The sequence below is a fragment of the Streptomyces sp. NPDC004284 genome (assembly GCF_042874035.1).
GTDB lineage: Bacteria > Actinomycetota > Actinomycetes > Streptomycetales > Streptomycetaceae > Streptomyces.
Map to the genome: position 1 here is coordinate 158,991 of NZ_JBIAMJ010000007.1, position 17,345 is coordinate 176,335.

The 17,345-nt window shown below is 72.0% G+C and carries 14 protein-coding genes; 5 read left to right on the forward strand and 9 right to left on the reverse strand.

The window, feature by feature from the left end; translation table 11 throughout:
• Positions 1–12: 12 nt before the first annotated feature.
• Positions 13–765: an SDR family NAD(P)-dependent oxidoreductase gene (locus ACFYUS_RS20020; RefSeq protein ID WP_388853428.1), complete on the forward strand. Its 753-nt coding sequence runs from the start codon at positions 13–15 to the stop codon at positions 763–765.
• A 90-nt stretch (positions 766–855) separates the two neighbouring features.
• Here the strand turns inward: ACFYUS_RS20020 and ACFYUS_RS20025 are convergent, their stop codons facing one another.
• Complete coding sequence (locus ACFYUS_RS20025) at positions 856–1,611, reverse strand: hypothetical protein (RefSeq protein ID WP_388853431.1); 756 nt, start codon at positions 1,609–1,611, stop codon at positions 856–858.
• Between the two features lie 5 nt (positions 1,612–1,616).
• Entirely contained in the window at positions 1,617–2,210 is a 594-nt protein-coding gene (locus tag ACFYUS_RS20030) for a papain-like cysteine protease family protein (protein WP_388853434.1), read from the reverse strand.
• 230 nt (positions 2,211–2,440) lie between these two features.
• Between ACFYUS_RS20030 and ACFYUS_RS20035 the strand changes: the two genes are divergently transcribed.
• Positions 2,441–3,370: a hypothetical protein gene (locus tag ACFYUS_RS20035; protein ID WP_388853437.1), complete on the forward strand. Its 930-nt coding sequence runs from the start codon at positions 2,441–2,443 to the stop codon at positions 3,368–3,370.
• Between the two features lie 4 nt (positions 3,371–3,374).
• Here the strand turns inward: ACFYUS_RS20035 and ACFYUS_RS20040 are convergent, their stop codons facing one another.
• Together ACFYUS_RS20040 and uvrA are read right to left on the reverse strand one after the other, a co-directional pair.
• On the reverse strand, positions 3,375–3,812 hold the full coding sequence (locus ACFYUS_RS20040) for a Rieske (2Fe-2S) protein (RefSeq protein WP_388853440.1): 438 nt from the start codon (positions 3,810–3,812) through the stop codon (positions 3,375–3,377).
• Positions 3,813–4,019: 207 nt separating this feature from the next.
• Complete coding sequence (uvrA, locus tag ACFYUS_RS20045) at positions 4,020–7,037, reverse strand: excinuclease ABC subunit UvrA (RefSeq protein ID WP_388853443.1); 3,018 nt, start codon at positions 7,035–7,037, stop codon at positions 4,020–4,022.
• A 166-nt stretch (positions 7,038–7,203) separates the two neighbouring features.
• Here uvrA and ACFYUS_RS20050 point away from each other — a divergent pair, with 166 nt between their 5' ends.
• From ACFYUS_RS20050 to ACFYUS_RS20060, 3 genes are all read left to right on the forward strand, one after another.
• Positions 7,204–7,893: a maleylpyruvate isomerase family mycothiol-dependent enzyme gene (locus ACFYUS_RS20050; protein ID WP_388853447.1), complete on the forward strand. Its 690-nt coding sequence runs from the start codon at positions 7,204–7,206 to the stop codon at positions 7,891–7,893.
• Positions 7,894–7,927: 34 nt separating this feature from the next.
• Positions 7,928–8,584 (forward strand): MBL fold metallo-hydrolase, encoded by a 657-nt coding sequence (locus ACFYUS_RS20055; protein WP_388853450.1) that lies wholly within the window; start codon positions 7,928–7,930, stop codon positions 8,582–8,584.
• A 129-nt stretch (positions 8,585–8,713) separates the two neighbouring features.
• Positions 8,714–10,000, forward strand: coding sequence for an MFS transporter (locus ACFYUS_RS20060; RefSeq protein WP_388853453.1), 1,287 nt, complete (start codon positions 8,714–8,716; stop codon positions 9,998–10,000).
• A 72-nt stretch (positions 10,001–10,072) separates the two neighbouring features.
• Here ACFYUS_RS20060 and ACFYUS_RS20065 read toward each other — a convergent pair whose 3' ends face one another.
• The 5 genes from ACFYUS_RS20065 to ACFYUS_RS20085 all read right to left on the reverse strand — a co-directional run bounded on the left by ACFYUS_RS20065 (position 10,073) and on the right by ACFYUS_RS20085 (position 17,154).
• Positions 10,073–11,071, reverse strand: a complete 999-nt coding sequence (locus tag ACFYUS_RS20065) for a TerC/Alx family metal homeostasis membrane protein (RefSeq protein ID WP_388853456.1) — start codon at positions 11,069–11,071, stop codon at positions 10,073–10,075.
• 230 nt (positions 11,072–11,301) lie between these two features.
• On the reverse strand, positions 11,302–13,203 hold the full coding sequence (locus ACFYUS_RS20070; RefSeq protein ID WP_388853459.1) for a TerD family protein: 1,902 nt from the start codon (positions 13,201–13,203) through the stop codon (positions 11,302–11,304).
• Between the two features lie 102 nt (positions 13,204–13,305).
• The gene (locus ACFYUS_RS20075; protein WP_388853462.1) at positions 13,306–13,884 is read right to left on the reverse strand and encodes a TerD family protein; all 579 of its coding nucleotides are present in this window, start codon (positions 13,882–13,884) and stop codon (positions 13,306–13,308) included.
• A gap of 151 nt (positions 13,885–14,035) precedes the next feature.
• Positions 14,036–16,183 carry an excinuclease ABC subunit UvrB gene (gene uvrB, locus ACFYUS_RS20080; RefSeq protein ID WP_388853465.1) on the reverse strand — a complete coding sequence of 716 codons (2,148 nt, stop codon included), beginning with the start codon at positions 16,181–16,183 and terminating at the stop codon, positions 14,036–14,038.
• Between the two features lie 71 nt (positions 16,184–16,254).
• The gene (locus tag ACFYUS_RS20085; RefSeq protein ID WP_388853468.1) at positions 16,255–17,154 is read right to left on the reverse strand and encodes an MHYT domain-containing protein; all 900 of its coding nucleotides are present in this window, start codon (positions 17,152–17,154) and stop codon (positions 16,255–16,257) included.
• Between the last annotated feature and the right edge of the window lie 191 nt (positions 17,155–17,345).

Here is a 17,345-nt window from a genome sequence, read left to right on the forward strand (position 1 = left end):
CGTTGCCCTGGCATGGCTCAGGACACTTCAGGACGGCTGGCGGACCGGGTGTGCGTGATCACCGGCGCGGCGAGCGGAATCGGGCGGGCGACGGCGGAGCGCTTCCTCCGCGAGGGGGCGCGCGTGATCGCCGCCGACCTCGACGGAGAGCGGCTCGCGACCCTCGAGGGCGTGATCCCCGTGGTCGGCGACGTCTCCCGGGAGGAGGACGCCCGACGGATGATCGACACGGCGGTGGAGCGCTTCGGACGGCTGGACGTCCTGGTGGCGAACGCGGGCGTCATCCCGCTGCTCTCCGTCACCGAGGCCGAGGCCTCCGACTTCGACCGGGTCATGGCCGTCGACGGCCGCGGCATGTTCCTGACCTGCAAGTACGCCATCGAGGCCATGCTCGTCTCGGGCGGCGGCGCCCTCGTGTGCACCTCGTCCATCTCCGGCGTGGCCGGGCAGGCGAGGCAGGCGGTCTACGGCCCGGCCAAGTTCGTCGCGACCGGCCTCACGAAACACCTCGCGGTCGAGTGGGCCGAGCACGGCATCCGCGTCAACGCCGTCGCCCCGGGCACCATCGAGACCGAACGCGTCGCCGCCGCCCGCGTCGAGCCCGGCGGCCCCGAATACCTCACCGAGGTCGCCCGCGCCCACCCCATGGGCCGCTTCGGCACACCCGAGGAGGTGGCCGCGGCGATCCTCTTCCTCGCCTCGGACGAAGCCTCCTTCGTCACCGGCGCGATCCTCCCGGTCGACGGCGGCTACCTGGCCCGCTGACCCCGCCGTCGTGGGCGATCGTTCCGCGAGGCGAGAGGGGTCTCCCCTGCTCGGACGGGACGATCGCCCACACGGGGGCGGGGCGCGGGATCAGGGCTCGCGAAGGGCGCGGCGGCGGCGTGACAGCGCCGTGCCCGTCAGTGCCGCGGCCAGCAGTGCGCCCGCCCCCGCAGCGGCGGCGGACCCCGCCGTGACGGCCGGTCCGCCGGGCGTCCGGGCCTGGGGGGCGTAACCGCCGGCCGCGCCCCTGCGGGCGTACGAGGAGCCCGGCAGTTTGTCGCCGTAGGCGCGCGCGACCCGCTCCCGGTAGGCGGAGAGGCTCGTCCCGTCGCGGCCCACGGCCCGTACCGCGTCCTCGTCCAGCGGCAGCACCTTCGCCCCCTTCTGGACGTACCACGCGTCGATCTGCGGCTCGCGGAAGACGAGGCCGCCGTGGCCCATCTCCGCGTAGCGGATCTCGTCGTCGCCGGTGGCGATGTTCACCACCTGCCAGCCGCCGGGCCGCTCGACCGTCCACAGCGAGGCCTTCTGCCCGTCCGGGGCCACGGCACGGCTGGCGCGGAACTCGACGCGGGCGACGGGCGCCCCGGGCTTCCCGGCGACGAAGTCCGGGGAGAGGAAGCGGACGGGGACGGAGGCGCCGTCGACGCGCGGCGCGGCCGCCGTGCGGGCGAGGGCCCCGTCGCGGGCGAAGAACCGGGACAGGGTGTCCAGGGTCCCCGGCGCGGAGGCCGCCTGTTCGGGGGTGGGTGCGGGCGGCAGGCCCTCGGCGGCGGCCGAGGGGAGCGCCCCGAGGGCGACGAGCGCGGCGGCGAGGAGGCCGACGGTCGTGGCACGTGCGTTCATCGTCGTCACGCCCCGATCCGGTAGAGCGAGTGGGTCCAGGAGAAGGAGCCGTTGTCGACGTACCAGGCGTGCGAGGCCCAGTTGTAGCGGTCGCTGGAGGGCCAGGGGTCGCCCCAGTAGACCCAGCTGTTCGCGTCGTCGTAGCCGTAGATCACGTGCATGTGGCCGCCGCCGGCGGCCCACTGGATGCGGGTCTCGACGGGCCGGTCGGCGTCGATCTCGGTCTGGACGGTCGAGTAGCGCAGCCAGCCGGTCACGTACGAGCCGGGGCTGATGCCCGCCCAGCTGAGCCCGTTCTGGACGTTGCCCAGGTCGGCCTGCCAGTTGGGGCAGTCGTAGCCCTGCCGGCGGTTGAAGGCGGCGTTGCAGAACTGGTTCTGGCTGTAGTTCCGGCCGTACCAGGTGGCGATGGTGTTGCCGCCGGCCGCCCAGCACCAGTTGGTCTTCTGCTGGGCCTGCATGGTGATGTCCAGCTGTTTGCGGGCGAGGGCGGAGACGCCCTCGCCCGCGGGCGAGGCGGAGGCCGGGGTCGAGGTCGTGGGGACGAGGAAGAGGGCGGCCGCGGCGAGTGCCGCCAGGTCGATCAGTCTTCTGCGCATCGCGTTCCTCCCGTGTGCGGGGGATGTGGGGAGCGGAGGAGCGCGTCCGGACGCTGGTCAGGAGCATCTGCCGTTGTCCGGTCCGGGTCAACACGCTTCAATGCGGGGTGACATCGGACTGTGAACGGCGTGGCCCGGGTGTGAACGGACGCCCGTGGCCCACCTGCCCGCCCACCCCTCGCGGCGCGACGGTCCGTGCCCCTGTCGTGAACGTTCACGGAGGAGTCCTCGTGAGCCACACCGAGGCCGATCTGGTGCAGCTGCTGCACACCGGCCCCTTCCATCTGGCGCTGCGCACCGCCTTCGCCGTGCGCGGACTGCCGCTCCAGCGGGTCCAGCACCATCTCGCGCACCGGGGCGTGAAGGTCGGGGTGACGAGTCTGAGCTACTGGCAGCAGGGCGCCCGCCGCCCGCAGCGGCCGGAGTCGCTGAAGGCCGTCCGGGCCCTGGAGGAGGTGCTCCGGCTGCCCGGGAACTCGCTGCTGCGCCTCCTGGCGGAGGACACGGCGGCCCGCACCGAGGTGGAGCGCCCGGCGGCCCGCTCGTACCGCTCACTGGTGGAGGCCTCGGGCTCGGTCGAGGAGCTGCTCGCGGAGCTGGAGTCCCCGGCGGACGGCGGGCTGCACACGGTGGGGCACCACGAGCGGGTGCGGATCGGGGCGGGGCGGGAGCTGCTGGGGCGCGAGTCGCAGCAGGTGGTGCGGGCGCACCGGGACGGCGTGGACCGCTATCTCGCCATCCACCACGGGGACCCCGGCTGCGACCCGTCCCGGGTGGTGGTGCGGGCGGTGGAGAACTGCAGGACCGGGCGGGTGCGGTGGCACGCCGCGACGGGCGTGCTGGTCGTGGAGCTGCTCTTCGACACGCGGCTGCGGGCCGGGGACACGTACCTGTTCTCGTACGGCTTCGAGGACGGTACGGCGGGTCCGAGCGGGGAGTACGTGCGCGGGTTCAGCTTCGCGGGCGGGCAGTACGTGCTCCAGGTCCGCTTCGACGAGGCGGCGCTCCCGGTGCGGTGCCGGAGGTTCGCGCAGGCCTCCGCGGGGGCGCCGCGCGGCGGCCGTGCGGAGCTGACCCTGAGCGGCCGGCACCGCACGGTGCACCTCGTGGAGCAGGGGGTGCGCCCCGGGATCCTGGGGATCGACTGGGACTGGTCCTGAGGCCTCAGGCCTTGGGGGCGGCCTCGGGTCCGGCGACCAGCTTGCCGTCCTCGACGCGGATGGGGACCTCGGGGAGCGGGACGGTGGCGGGTCCCTGGATCGCCTTGCCGGTCGTCACGTCGAAGCGGCTGCCGTGGCAGGGGCAGTTGCCCTCGTTGTCCTCGACCTTGTCGAGGACGCAGCCGGCGTGGGTGCACTGGGCGCTGAAGGCCTTGTACTGGCCCTTGGCGGGGCAGCTCACCACGAGCCGCTGCTCGCGGTAGAGCTTGGAGCCGCCGACCGGGACCTCGTCCGGGGCGCCGAGCGGGACGGGCGCGGTCGGGGTCGGGGTCTCGGCGTGGCCGAGCTTGGATTCGGTGGAGCAGGCGGCGACGCCCAGCCCGGCGGCTCCGGCGAGGGCCGCGCCTTTCAGTACGGTGCGGCGGCTGGACTGGCCGGACATGAGCGCTCCACGGTCGATATCGGGGACAAGACCCCCCAGGGCTGACGGAACCGACGATACCGGCGGGCTCTCCGAGCCCCTCCCCCGGGCCCGGTGGTACGGGCAGAACCCCGAAGAAGCGGGGCCCTGCCCGTACCGTCACGCCTCGGCGGCCGTCGTACCTCAGCGGCCGGCGAGGCCTTGCCGGCCGTCACGCCTCGGCGGCCGTCAGGACTTGCCGGTCGCCCGGGCCGTCGTCTTCTTCGCGGCGGTCTTCTTCGCCGCGGCCTTCTTCGCGGGGGCCGCGACCTTGGCGGCGGCCTTCTTGGCGGGGGCCTTCTTCGCCGCCGTCTTCTTCGTCCCGCGGGCCGCCGGGATCGCCCCGGCGGCGTCGCTGATCCGGTCGGCGCCGAGGATCTCCCGGAGGAACTTGCCGGTGTGGCTCTCCGGGACGGAGGCGACCGCCTCCGGCGTGCCCTCGGCGATCACCAGACCGCCGCCGCTGCCGCCCTCGGGGCCCATGTCGATGACCCAGTCCGCGGTCTTGATGACATCGAGGTTGTGCTCGATGACGATCACCGAGTTGCCCTTGTCGACCAGGTTGGACAGGACCTTGATCAGCTTCGAGATGTCCTCGAAGTGGAGACCGGTGGTCGGCTCGTCGAGGACGTAGACCGTGCGGCCCGTCGAGCGCTTCTGGAGCTCGGAGGCGAGCTTGACGCGCTGCGCCTCGCCGCCGGAGAGCGTCGGCGCGGACTGGCCGAGGCGGACGTAGCCGAGTCCGACCTCGTTGAGCGTGCGCAGGTGCCGGGCGATGGTCGGGACGGCCTCGAAGAAGTCGAGGGCCTCCTCGATCGGCATGTTCAGGACCTCGGCGATGGACTTGCCCTTGTAGTGGACCTCCAGGGTCTCCCGGTTGTACCGGTCGCCGTGGCAGACCTCGCACGGGACGTAGACGTCCGGGAGGAAGTTCATCTCGATCTTGATCGTGCCGTCGCCGGAGCAGTTCTCGCAGCGGCCGCCCTTGACGTTGAAGGAGAAGCGGCCGGGCAGGTAGCCCCGGACCTTGGCCTCCATCGTCTCGGCGAAGAGCTTGCGGACGTGGTCGAAGACGCCGGTGTACGTCGCCGGGTTCGACCGCGGGGTGCGGCCGATCGGGGACTGGTCGACGTGCACGACCTTGTCGACGAGCTCGTCGCCGTCCACGCGCGTGTGCCGTCCGGGCACCGACTTGGCGCCGTTCAGCTCGCGCGCCAGGTGGGTGTAGAGGATGTCGTTGACCAGGGTCGACTTTCCGGAGCCGGAGACACCGGTGACGGCGGTGAGGACGCCCAGCGGGAAGGAGACGTCGATGTCCCGCAGGTTGTTCTCGCGGGCACCGTGCACGGTGAGCGCCCGTCCGGGGTCCGCCGGGCGGCGGGCGTCCGGGGTGGCGATCGACCGGCGGCCGGACAGGTACTGCCCGGTCATCGACTCCTCGTTGGCGAGGAGCTCCTTCAGGGAGCCGGAGTGGACGACCTTGCCGCCGTGCTCGCCGGCGCCGGGGCCGATGTCGACGACCCAGTCGGCGACCTTGATGGTGTCCTCGTCGTGCTCGACGACGATGAGCGTGTTGCCCATGTCCCGGAGCCGGACCAGGGTCTCGATGAGCCGGTGGTTGTCGCGCTGGTGGAGGCCGATGGACGGCTCGTCGAGCACGTACAGCACGCCGACCAGGCCGGAGCCGATCTGGGTGGCGAGCCGGATGCGCTGGGCCTCGCCGCCGGAGAGCGTGCCCGCCGCCCGGTTGAGCGAGAGGTAGTCGAGGCCGACGTCGACGAGGAAGCGCAGCCGCTCGTTGACCTCCTTGAGGACCCGCTCGGCGATCTTCTTGTCGCGGGCGTTGAGCGTGAGGCGGGAGAGGAACTCGGCGCAGTCGCTGATCGACATCGCGGAGACCTCGGCGATGGACTTCTCCATGACCGTGACCGCGAGGACGATCGGCTTGAGGCGCGTGCCCTCGCAGGTGGGGCAGGGCACCTCGCGCATGTAGCCCTCGAAGCGCTCGCGGCTGGAGTCGCTCTCGGCCTCGGTGTGGCGCCGCTTGACGAAGGAGACGGCGCCCTCGAAGGCGGGGGTGGTGTACGCCCGCTCGCGTCCGTACCGGTTCCGGTAGCGGACCTCGACCTGGGTCTTGTGGCCGTGCATCAGGGCCTTCTTGGCGCGCTGCGGCAGCCCGGCGTACGGGATGTCCGTGCGGAAGCCGAGGGCCTGGGAGAGTCCGCCGATGAGCCGGCCGAAGTACTCCTTGGTGTGGCCGTGCGACCAGGGGTGGATGGCGCCCTCGTCGAGGGACTTCTCCTCGTCCGGGACGATCAGCTCCGGGTCGACCTCCATGCGGGTGCCGATGCCGGTGCAGTCGGGGCAGGCGCCGAAGGGCGAGTTGAAGGAGAAGGAGCGCGGCTCCAGCTCCTCGAAGGACAGGTCGTCGTACGGGCAGTAGAGGTGCTCCGAGTACATCTTCTCGCGCTCGGGGTCGTCCTCGGCGAGGTCGACGAAGTCGAGCACGACCATGCCGCCGGAGAGCCCGAGCGCGGTCTCGACGGAGTCGGTGAGCCGGCGCTTGGCGCTGTCCTTCACCGTGAGGCGGTCGACGACCACCTCGATCGTGTGCTTCTCCTGCTTCTTCAGCGTCGGCGGCTCGCTGAGCTGGATGGTCACGCCGTCGACGCGGGCGCGGCTGTAGCCCTTGGTCTGGAGGTCGGCGAAGAGGTCGACGAACTCGCCCTTCCGCTCGCGCACCAGCGGGGAGAGCACCTGGAAGCGGCTGCCCTCGGGGAGCTCCAGGACCTTGTCGACGATGGCCTGCGGCGACTGGCGGGAGATGGGGCGGCGGCACTCGGGACAGTGCGGCTTGCCGATGCGGGCGAAGAGCAGGCGGAGGTAGTCGTAGACCTCCGTGATGGTGCCGACCGTCGAGCGCGGGTTGCGCGAGGTCGACTTCTGGTCGATGGAGACGGCGGGCGAGAGCCCCTCGATGAAGTCGACGTCCGGCTTGTCCATCTGGCCGAGGAACTGCCGGGCGTACGAGGAGAGCGACTCGACGTACCGGCGCTGCCCCTCGGCGAAGATCGTGTCGAACGCGAGGGAGGACTTGCCCGACCCCGAGAGCCCGGTGAAGACGATGAGGGAGTCACGCGGGAGGTCGAGCGAGACGTTCTTGAGGTTGTGCTCGCGAGCGCCACGGACGATGAGACGGTCGGCCACGCCGGTCCGCACCTTTCTTGAGAGAGCGGATGTGCCTGGGATGTGCCTGAGTACCCGACAACCAAGGATGCCTGATGCTTCTGTCGAGCCTATAGCACGCACATTCGATTTTCGGCCGTCCCGAGACTGCTTCACCCGAACGAGTGGCGGCGCTAGGGTCGGCGCCATGATCGACCACGAACTCGACCTTGCTTCCGTGCGCGAGGCGACCGACCGTCTCCTCGCCGCCGCCTCTTCCCTGGACAACGCGGCGACGGCCGAGCCGTCACGGCTCCCGGGCTGGACCCGCGGCCACGTCCTCGCCCACGTGGCCCGCAACGCCGACGCCCTGGTGAACGTCCTCCAGGGCCGTCCCATGTACGCGGACGCCGCGACCCGGGACGCCGACATCGAGCGCGACTCCGCCCGCCCGCTCGACGTCCACCTCTCCGACCTGCGCGAGAGCGCCGACCGCTTCCAGGCCGTGGGCGCGGAGCCCGCCGACTGGAGCCGCACGGTCGAGCTCCGCAACGGGGTCACCGACAGCGCCTCCCGGATCCCCTTCCGGCGCTGGGTGGAGGTGGCCCTGCACCATGTCGACCTGGGCGTCGGCCACGAGCTGGAGGACCTGCCGGAGGAGTTCGTCCAGCGCGAGATCGACTTCCTCACGGAGCGGTTCACGGGCCACGCGGACGTGCCGCCGACCCGGGTCCGGGCCACGGACGGTCCGGGCAGCTGGACCACCGGCTCCGCGGAGGGCTCCGGGGTGACCGTGAGCGGCCCCGCCCCCGAGCTCCTCGGCTGGCTCGCCGGCCGCCGCGACGGCTCCGCCCTGAAGACCGAGGGCGGCCCGCTGCCGGAGCTCCCGCCGCTGTAGCCCCGCTGTCACTCCCCGGGTCTAGGCTGAGGCCATGACGTACAGCGGAGTGGTGAAGGTCGGCGGCCCGGCGGACGTGCACGAGCTGACGGACCTGATGATCTCGAAGGTCGCGGTCGGCCCGATGGACAACAACGCGTATCTGCTGCGCTGCCGGGCGACCGGCGAGCAGCTGCTGATCGACGCGGCCAACGAGGCCGGGACGCTCCTCACGCTGATCGGTGACGACGGCATCGCCGCCGTCGTCACCACCCATCGGCACGGCGACCACTGGCAGGCCCTGGGGGAGGTCGTCGCCGCGACCGGCGCCCGGACCTACGCGGGCGCGTACGACGCGGAGGGCATCCCGGTCGGGACCGACGAGCTGGTGGAGGACGGCGACACGATCCGGGTGGGCCGGGTCGAGCTGACCGCGCGCCGCCTCGTCGGGCACACGCCGGGCTCGATCGCCCTGATCTACGACGACCCGCACGGCCACCCCCACGTCTTCACCGGCGACTGCCTCTTCCCCGGCGGCGTGGGCAACACCTGGAAGGACCCGGAGGCCTTCGCGAGCCTCCTCCACGACGTGGAGACCAAGCTCTTCGCGGTCCTGCCCGACGAGTCCTGGATCTACCCCGGCCACGGCAAGGACACCACGCTCGGTGACGAGCGCCCGCACCTCGCGGAGTGGCGCGAGCGCGGCTGGTGACGCCGGGCGCGCGGCCCTCGAGCTGCGCACCTCCGTACGCCCCCGTAACCCGGACGGCGGCGGGGTAGTTGGCGCGACATGCGCCAAAGTCACCCTCCGTCGCCGTCCCCGACTCCCCCGGCCCCGTCGATGGGGCGGCTCGCCGCCGCCTCGCTCGTCGGCACCGCCATCGAGTTCTTCGACTTCTTCGTCTACGGGACCGCCGCCGCCCTCGTCCTGGGGCCGCTCTTCTTCCCCACCTTCTCGCCGCTGGCCGGGACCCTGGCCGCCTTCGGCACCTTCGCCGTCGGATTCCTCGCCCGCCCCCTCGGCTCGGTCCTCTTCGGGCACGTCGGCGACCGGTACGGGCGGCGGCCGGTCCTCTTCGCCTCGCTGCTCCTGACGGGCTGCGCCACGGTCGCGGTCGGCTGCGTCCCCACGTACGCGACGCTCGGCATCGCCGCCCCCGTCCTACTGCTCGCCCTCCGCTTCCTCCAGGGCCTCGGCCTGGGCGGCGAGTGGGGCGGGGCGGTCCTGCTCACCGCCGAGCACGCCCCCGAGCGCCGGCGCGCGCTGTGGGCGAGCTTCCCGCAGATCGGCCCGCCGGTCGGCTTCCTCCTGGCGAACGGGGTGATGCTGGCGCTCACCACCGGGCTGAGCGAGGCGGAGTTCCGCGCCTGGGGCTGGCGGGTGCCGTTCTGGGCGGCGGGACTGCTCGCGCTGATCGGGCTGCTGCTGCGCTCCTCGCTCGCGGAGACCCCGCAGTTCGAGGAGCTGTCCTCGTCCGGGCGGCGCGCGGGCGCCCCGCTGGCCGAGATCCTCCGCGGCCACTGGCGTCTCGTGCTGCTGACGGCCGGGGCCCTCGCGGTCGGGTACGCCGTCTTCTACACGGTCTCCACCTGGGCGCTGGCCTACGGCACCGAGCGGCTCGGGGTGAGCAGCACGGTGATGCTGACCTGCGTCATGGCGGCGGTGGCGGTCCAGGGCGCGGTCACCCCGCTCGTGGCGCTCCTCGCCGACCGCTGGGGCCGCCGGCCGCTCTGCCTGGCGGGATGCGCGGCCTCCGCGCTCTGGATGTTCCCGATGGTGGCCCTGCTGCACACGGCGCGGCCGCTGCTGATGTTCCTCGGCTTCCTGGGCGCGATGCTGGCCTTCATCACCATGTTCGCGGTGGTCTCCGCGTACCTCCCGGAGCTGTACGAGCCCCGCGTCCGCTGCACGGGCGCCGCCGTCGGCTACAACCTCGCGGGCGTCCTGGGCGGCGCGCTGACCCCCCTCGTCGCCACCACCCTCTCCGACGGCGGCTCGGGCCCGCCCTGGGGCGTCGCCGCCTACCTCACCCTGATCGCCCTCCTGAGCCTCGGCTGCTTCGCCCTGCTCCCGGAGACCTTGCCGGGCCGCAGCGGACGGCCGGCGCCCGAGCCTGCGGCCGCCTGAGCGGGAGCGGCGTACGGCACGGCGACGGCCGACCGGGGTGGACCCGGTCGGCCGTCGCCTCGCGCGGGGGCGTCAGGCCTCGACGCTGTCCTTCTCGTCCGCGACGGTCGCCTCGGCCGCCTCGCGCCGCTCCTGCTTCCTGGAGGCGATCAGGCTGGTGACGGTCGTGACGGCCAGGACGCCGCCGATGACCGCGAGCGAGAACGGGATGGAGATCTCGGGGACGTGCACCCCGGACTCGTGCAGTGCGTGCAGCACGAGCTTCACGCCGATGAAGCCGAGGATCACCGACAGGCCGTAGCTGAGGTGGACCAGCTTCTTGAGCAGGCCGCCGATCAGGAAGTACAGCTGCCGCAGACCCATGAGGGCGAAGGCGTTGGCGGTGAAGACGATGTACGGGTCCTGGGTGAGGCCGAAGATCGCCGGGATGGAGTCGAGGGCGAAGAGGATGTCCGTGGTGCCGATGGCGAGCATCACGATCATCAGCGGGGTCAGCACCCGCTTGCCGTTGTCACGGATGAAGAGCTTGGTGCCGTGGTACCGGTCGGCGACGCCGAACTTCTTCTCGACGGTCTTGAGGAGACGGTTCTCCTCCCAGTCGTCCTCCTCCTCGTCGGAGCGCGCCTCCTGGATGAGCTTCCAGGCGGTGTAGATCAGGAACGCGCCGAAGAGGTAGAAGACCCACGAGAAGCTCGCGATGATCGCGGCGCCGGCGGCGATGAAGATCGCGCGGAGCACCAGGGCGATCAGCACGCCGACGAGCAGCACCCGCTGCTGGAGGTGGGAGGGGACCGAGAACTTCGCCATGATCAGGACGAAGACGAAGAGGTTGTCGACGCTGAGCGACTTCTCGGTGATGTAGCCCGCGAAGAACTCGCCGGACGCCTGGCTGCCGCCGAAGACCAGCAGGCCGAGGCCGAAGAGCCCGGCGAGCACGATCCAGACGACCGTCCAGATCCCGGCTTCCTTCACCGACACGTCATGGGGCTTGCGCCCGATGAAGAAGTCGGCACCGATCAGGGCACCCAGACCGAGGATGGTCAGGATCCACAGGGTCATCGAAACGTCCATTGCGCCTCCGGCGTCGTACGGCAACTGATCAGCGTCGTCGCTGCCGGAGGTCTCTTCCACCCGGGCGGCGGACGGGCCGCCGGGCCGACGCCCCGGGATCGGATCGATGATGATCCGTCCGTACTGACGGGTACGCCGCGCATGGGGAGTACTCCCCTCCGCGCCAAGAAGACTACCCGAAAAACCAAGAGAAGGTAAAGAGGAAGGTAAAGGATCACCAAAAGCCCAGGTCAGGACTGCTTTCCATGGCGAGCGGCCGCCACCTGCGTCAGGACCTGGCGGAGGATCGCGCTGCCCGGCGGAAGGAGCGGCGGCTCGTACGACCAGGCGTGACCGACCCAGGGATCGGCCAGGTGGTCGTCGGGCACCGGGGTGAGCCGCAGCAGCGAGCGCCACAGGGGGTCGAGCAGCGGCCCGTACGCGGCCGCGTCCTCCCGGGCCGCGACCATCAGCAGATGGACGCCGACCGAGGGCCCCTCGTCGGCGAGATAGCGCAGCCGGGTGACCGCCCGCTCGTCGAAACCGTGCGGGAAGTCGTGCACGATCAGCAGCTGCCGTGCCGTGTCCAGACCGGGCGGCAGCGCGTCGGCCGCCCCGCCCCGCAGGGCCATCTGCAGCAGGTCGACCCGCTCCGTGAGCTGCTCCAGGACCGCCGAGACCCCGGCCGCGCCCCGGGCCGGCGGAGCGGCCGCCCCCGTCTCCACGAGGGGGGCCAGGGCCGCGGCGCCCGCGCCCGCCGGGTCGACGAGGTGCACGGTGAACCCGCCCGCCGGATGCGCCGCGAGCAGCCGCGCCGCGTGCGCCACCGCGCAGTCCAGGGCGAGCCGCCGCAGCTCGGCCTCGTCCAGGAGCCCGGCCGCCTCGGAGTGGCCGCGGCCCGAGTCCACCCACAGCCCGCGCTCCAGCGGCAGCCGGACGAGCATGGGGATCCGCAGGTCGGTGCGCTCGGGGAGGTGGAGGTCGCCGAGGCGGACGGCCATCGGCTCCTCGGCCGGGACGCGGTAGGCGTGCCAGACGGGGTTGTCCCAGCGGGCGTAGGCGACGGGCAGCGCCGGCTCGACGACCTCGGACTCGGCGGCGAGCTGGGCGAGGTCCCGGTCCAGGGCCTCCCGGGCGCGCTCCACGAGCTCGTCGTGCCGGGCGCGGGCGGCGGCCCGCGCGGCGTCATTCGCGCCGCCGGCCCGGGCGCGGTAGTCGGTGAGCGTCTCGTCGAGCTCCCGGTCGAGCCGGGACTCCGCGAAGTCGCAGGCGCTGCGGTAGGCGGCGGCGGTACGGGCCAGGTCCTCGAACATGCCCCACACCTGGTTGTAGAGCCGCTCGTCCATCGACCAGCCCGAGGCGTCCCCGGCGACCGGGACGGGCGGCGCCTGCCGGGGCTCGGGGGCGGGAGCCGGGGTCTGCCGGCGCCGGGGGTGGGAGTAGTCGATGGGCCCCCCGGCGGCGGTGCCCGCCACCGGGGTGGGCGGGGGCGTCATCGGTGCCGGGTCCGGGGCGGGCGGGGGCGTCGCCGGTGCCGGGTCCGGGGCGGTCTGCGGTGCCGTGTGGCGTACGCGCTCCGGCTCGGGGACGCGCGAGGGAACGACCTCCGGGGCCTCCGGAGCCGCCGTCGCCAGGATCGCGGCGGCGAGGTCCGCCGGGTGCTCCATGCCCTGGTCGCCGAGCAGGGCCGCGAGCCCGCCCTCGTACCCCTGGCCCATGGCGCGGACCTTCCAGGCGCCCTGGCGGCGGTACAGCTCCAGGGCGACGAGGGCGGATTCCCGGTCGAGGCCGGTGATGGTGTAGCTGGCGATCTCGGTGCCGTCGGGGCCCGTGACGGCGACGAACGGGGCGGCGAGGGCCCCGAAGCGGGCGGCCGTGCCGGTCAGCGCGAGGAGGACCGAGACGCGGTGGACGGCGGCGGGGACCGCGTCCAGGTCGACGGCGAGGCGGTGGTCGGCGGCGGGCCGTCCGGGCACGTCGACACCGGGCAGGGAGGGCGCGCCGGGGTGCGCGACCCACTCCGCGCCCGCGACCCGGCCCTGTTCGTCGCCGAGGACGGCTCCGGCGAGGACGGGGTGACCGGCCGACACCCGGATCTCCAGTCGGGTCTCGGGCAGGGGGTGGTTCTGCCCCCGGACCAGCTCGGCCGTCATCTGTCTCTGTCCCCTCGGTGCTTCCGGTGTTCCCAGGTCATGCGGACAGCTCCCAGTGGCCTGGTGCCTCCGGGAGCTGTGGATGTGCCCTGCCGGGCCCCTCTACAGGTGCGGCAGGATCGCGGGCATCAGGTCCTGGAAGGTGCGGCCGTTGGCCGGGTTGCCCAGGGCCGTCATCTGCCAGCCGGAGCCGGTCCGGTGCACCTTCGCCATGATCTGCGCGGTGTAGTTGCCGCCGCCGTCGAGGGTGTAGCGCGCGAGCTCCTGCCCGTTCGTCTCGTCGACGATCCGGCAGAAGGCGTTCTGCACCTCCTGGAAGGTCTGGCCGGTGAAGGAGTTCACCGTGAAGACGATCTGGTCGATGTGGACCGGCACCCGCTCCAGGTCCACGAGGATCGCCTCGTCGTCGCCGCCCTGGCCCACGCCGCCCACCAGGTTGTCGCCGGTGTGCCGGACCGAGCCGTCGTCGCTGACCAGGTGCCGGAAGAAGACCACGTCGACCGGCTGCTTCTCGGCGAAGAGGACGGCCGAGGCGTCCAGGTCGATCTCCCGGGTGCGCGAGCCGAAGAGACCGCGGCGCGGCGCGGCCTGCCAGCCGAGGCCCATCCGCACCTGGGTGAGGCTGCCCCCGCCCCTCTTCTCCAGGCTGATGGCCTGGCCCTTGGTCATGTTGACCGACACGCTTGCCCCTCTCGTTGGCGTTCCCCGCGACCGCTGTTCCGGTGCGTGCGGTTGTCGAGCACCCTACGCAGCGGCACCGACAGCGCGGAGGCACGGTCCGGTTTTGTGTCGGTCTTGCAACACACCGGACCGCCCCTCCGCCCCCGCCCGGTCAGGCGAGTCCCGCCTCCTTCATCTGGCGCAACTCCTTCTTCAGCTCCCCCACTTCGTCACGGAGCCGGGCCGCCACCTCGAACTGCAGCTCGGCCGCCGCGGCGCGCATGCGGTCGGTCATCTCCTCGATGATCGCGGCCAGTTCGGTGGCGGGCCGGTCGCCGAGCTGGACCGTCGAACCCGCCGCACCGGCCTTGCCGCCCTTGCCCCTGGCCGTGGGGCCGTGCGCGGCGAGCGAGGGCACGGGGGCCTTCGCGCCCTTGCCCTCCTTCGTCTGCCGGTAGCCGGTGCCGAGGAGTTCCTCGGTGTCGAGCTCCTCGCGCGCGATGGTCGCGACGATGTCGTTGATCTTCTTGCGGAGCGGCTGCGGGTCGATGCCGCGCTCCGTGTTGTACGCGATCTGCTTCTCGCGGCGCCGGTTGGTCTCGTCGATGGCCTGCTCCATGGCCGGGGTGATCCGGTCCGCGTACATGTGGACCTGTCCCGACACGTTGCGCGCGGCGCGGCCGATCGTCTGGATGAGGGAGGTCCCGGAGCGCAGGAAGCCCTGCTTGTCGGCGTCGAGGATGGCGACGAGGGACACCTCGGGCAGGTCGAGGCCCTCCCGGAGGAGGTTGATGCCGACGAGGACGTCGTACTCGCCGGCGCGCAGCTCGCGGAGCAGCTCGATGCGGCGCAGGGTGTCGACGTCGCTGTGCAGGTAGCGCACCTGGATGCCGAGCTCCAGGAAGTAGTCGGTGAGGTCCTCGGCCATCTTCTTGGTGAGGGTGGTGACGAGGACCCGCTCGTCGCGCTCGGCGCGCAGCCGGATCTCGTGGACCAGGTCGTCGATCTGGCCCTCGGTGGGCTTGACGACGACCTCGGGGTCGACGAGCCCGGTGGGGCGGATGATCTGCTCGACGAAGCCGTCGCCGCGCGAGAGTTCGTACGTCCCGGGGGTCGCCGAGAGGTAGACGGTCTGGCCGATCCGCTCCTGGAACTCCTCCCACTTGAGCGGGCGGTTGTCGAGGGCGGACGGCAGCCGGAAGCCGTGGTCGACCAGGGTCCGCTTGCGGGAGGCGTCGCCCTCGTACATGGCGCCGATCTGCGGCACGGTGACGTGCGACTCGTCGATGACGAGGAGGAAGTCCTCGGGGAAGTAGTCGAGGAGGGTGTTGGGCGCGGAGCCGGGCTCGCGGCCGTCGAAGTGCATCGAGTAGTTCTCGATGCCGGAGCAGGAGCCGATCTGCCGCATCATCTCGATGTCGTACGTGGTGCGCATGCGCAGCCGCTGGGACTCCAGGTGCTTGCCCTGCTTGTCGAGCTCGGCGAGGCGGCCCTCCAGCTCCCGCTCGATGTCGTTGACGGCCCGCTCCATGCGCTCGGGGCCCGCGACGTAGTGGCTGGCGGGGAAGACGTACAGCTCGCGGTCCTCGCTGATGACCTCGCCGGTGAGCGGGTGGAGGGTGGAGAGGGCCTCGATCTCGTCGCCGAACATCTCGATGCGGACGGCGAGCTCCTCGTACACCGGGAAGATCTCGATGGTGTCGCCGCGCACCCGGAAGGTGCCGCGGGTGAACGCGAGGTCGTTGCGCGTGTACTGGATGTCGACGAAGCGGCGGAGCAGCTGGTCGCGGTCGATCTCCTCGCCGACCTTGAGCGGGACCATCCGGTCCACGTACTCCTGGGGCGTGCCGAGGCCGTAGATGCAGGAGACGGAGGCGACCACGACGACGTCCCGGCGGGTGAGCAGGGAGTTCGTCGCGGAGTGGCGGAGCCGCTCCACCTCCTCGTTGATGGAGGAGTCCTTCTCGATGTAGGTGTCCGACTGCGGGACGTACGCCTCGGGCTGGTAGTAGTCGTAGTACGAGACGAAGTACTCGACGGCGTTGTTCGGCAGGAGCTCGCGGAACTCGTTCGCCAGCTGGGCGGCCAGCGTCTTGTTCGGCGCCATCACCAGGGTGGGGCGCTGGAGCTTCTCGATCATCCACGCGGTGGTCGCCGACTTGCCGGTGCCGGTGGCGCCGAGGAGCACGACGTCCTTCTCGCCCGCGCGGATGCGCCGCTCCAGGTCGGCGATGGCGGTCGGCTGGTCGCCGCTGGGCTTGTACTCGCTGACGACCTCGAAGGGCGCCACCGTACGTTCGATCTTGGAAACTGGCCGCATGCAACCACCGTACGACCCGGCACTGACACTCGGGCGGTGATCGGCTCACCGCCCGCTCGCCCGCTGTCCCGTCACCAGTCCTGGGAGCGGTGAGCGCCGCGCGGGACGCTCCTGCGGGCGGTCCGGCCGGCGGGGCGGGCGGACCAGTTGGCGGGCTCGCCGTAGGACGGGACGTGGCGCGGGGCGGGCACGCCGGGGCGGTGCGGGATCCGGGCGGCGGGCCGCTGCCAGTCCGGGTCGCCCATCACGAGCAGCGGGTCGAACATGACGACGACGGCGGCCAGGATCAGGAAGACCGCGGGGCCGATCAGCATGGGCAGGAGCAGCGAGGTGGCGTTGTCGCCCGTTCCGCCCTGTGCCTCGGTGCCGTGCAGGTGGACGCTGACGGCGGCCATGGCGGTGTAGTGCATACCACTCACGGCTCCGCCCATCACCAGGCTCGCGCCGAGGCTGGCCAGAAATCCATGCACGGAGACGGCCGCCCAGAGGGCCGCGGTGGCGGCCACGACGGCGATGACCACGGAGAGGGCGACGGTGAGGGTGTCGTACTCGATCCGGCCCTGGAGGCGCATGCCGGCCATGCCGAGGTAGTGCATGGTGGCGACGCCGAGGCCGGTGATCGTGCCGCCGGTGACCAGGGCGAGGGGGGTCGCCCCGCGGTAGCCGACGATGAAGATGCCGATGCCGACCATGAGGACGGCGACGCCCAGGCTGGCGAAGGTGATGGGCCGGTCGTAGGTGAGGGGCGCCCGCTCGACGGAGAAGCCCATCATGGCGATGAAGTGCATCGTCCAGATGCCGGTGCCGATCGAGGTGGCGCCGAGGGCGAGCCAGCCCGCCTTGAAGGTGTCGTGGTGACGCAGCGATCTGGTGGTGCACCTCAGCCCGAGGGCGCCACCGAGGCAGGCCATGAGAAAGGCGGCCACCGGCGTGACGAGCCCGTAGCTGAATCCGTTGACCGTGCCCTGCATGAGCGTGCGTCCTCCACCCCTGGTGCGACGTCGTCCGAAAACAGTCGGTACCGCTGGGTAGTACTACCGGGGCGAGATTATGGCGCGCCGGGGGCCCGGCGACCATGTGACCGGGGAATTTCCGGTCGCTAGACCGGAGCGAGACCGGTCCGTGATCTCCGTGACGGCCATGGACCCGATCGTGACCGGAT

Excerpts from the sequence above, each read along its gene's own strand:
- ACFYUS_RS20020 (WP_388853428.1), top strand. The coding sequence starts at position 13 with ATGGCTCAGGACACTTCAGGACGGCTGGCGGACCGGGTGTGCGTGATC.
- ACFYUS_RS20025 (WP_388853431.1), bottom strand. The coding sequence starts at position 1,611 with ATGAACGCACGTGCCACGACCGTCGGCCTCCTCGCCGCCGCGCTCGTC.
- ACFYUS_RS20030 (WP_388853434.1), bottom strand. The coding sequence starts at position 2,210 with ATGCGCAGAAGACTGATCGACCTGGCGGCACTCGCCGCGGCCGCCCTC.
- ACFYUS_RS20040 (WP_388853440.1), bottom strand. The coding sequence starts at position 3,812 with ATGTCCGGCCAGTCCAGCCGCCGCACCGTACTGAAAGGCGCGGCCCTC.
- ACFYUS_RS20050 (WP_388853447.1), top strand. The coding sequence starts at position 7,204 with ATGATCGACCACGAACTCGACCTTGCTTCCGTGCGCGAGGCGACCGAC.
- ACFYUS_RS20055 (WP_388853450.1), top strand. The coding sequence starts at position 7,928 with ATGACGTACAGCGGAGTGGTGAAGGTCGGCGGCCCGGCGGACGTGCAC.
- ACFYUS_RS20060 (WP_388853453.1), top strand. The coding sequence starts at position 8,714 with ATGGGGCGGCTCGCCGCCGCCTCGCTCGTCGGCACCGCCATCGAGTTC.
- ACFYUS_RS20065 (WP_388853456.1), bottom strand. The coding sequence starts at position 11,071 with ATGGACGTTTCGATGACCCTGTGGATCCTGACCATCCTCGGTCTGGGT.
- ACFYUS_RS20070 (WP_388853459.1), bottom strand. The coding sequence starts at position 13,203 with ATGACGGCCGAGCTGGTCCGGGGGCAGAACCACCCCCTGCCCGAGACC.
- uvrB (WP_388853465.1), bottom strand. The coding sequence starts at position 16,183 with ATGCGGCCAGTTTCCAAGATCGAACGTACGGTGGCGCCCTTCGAGGTC.
- ACFYUS_RS20085 (WP_388853468.1), bottom strand. The coding sequence starts at position 17,154 with ATGCAGGGCACGGTCAACGGATTCAGCTACGGGCTCGTCACGCCGGTG.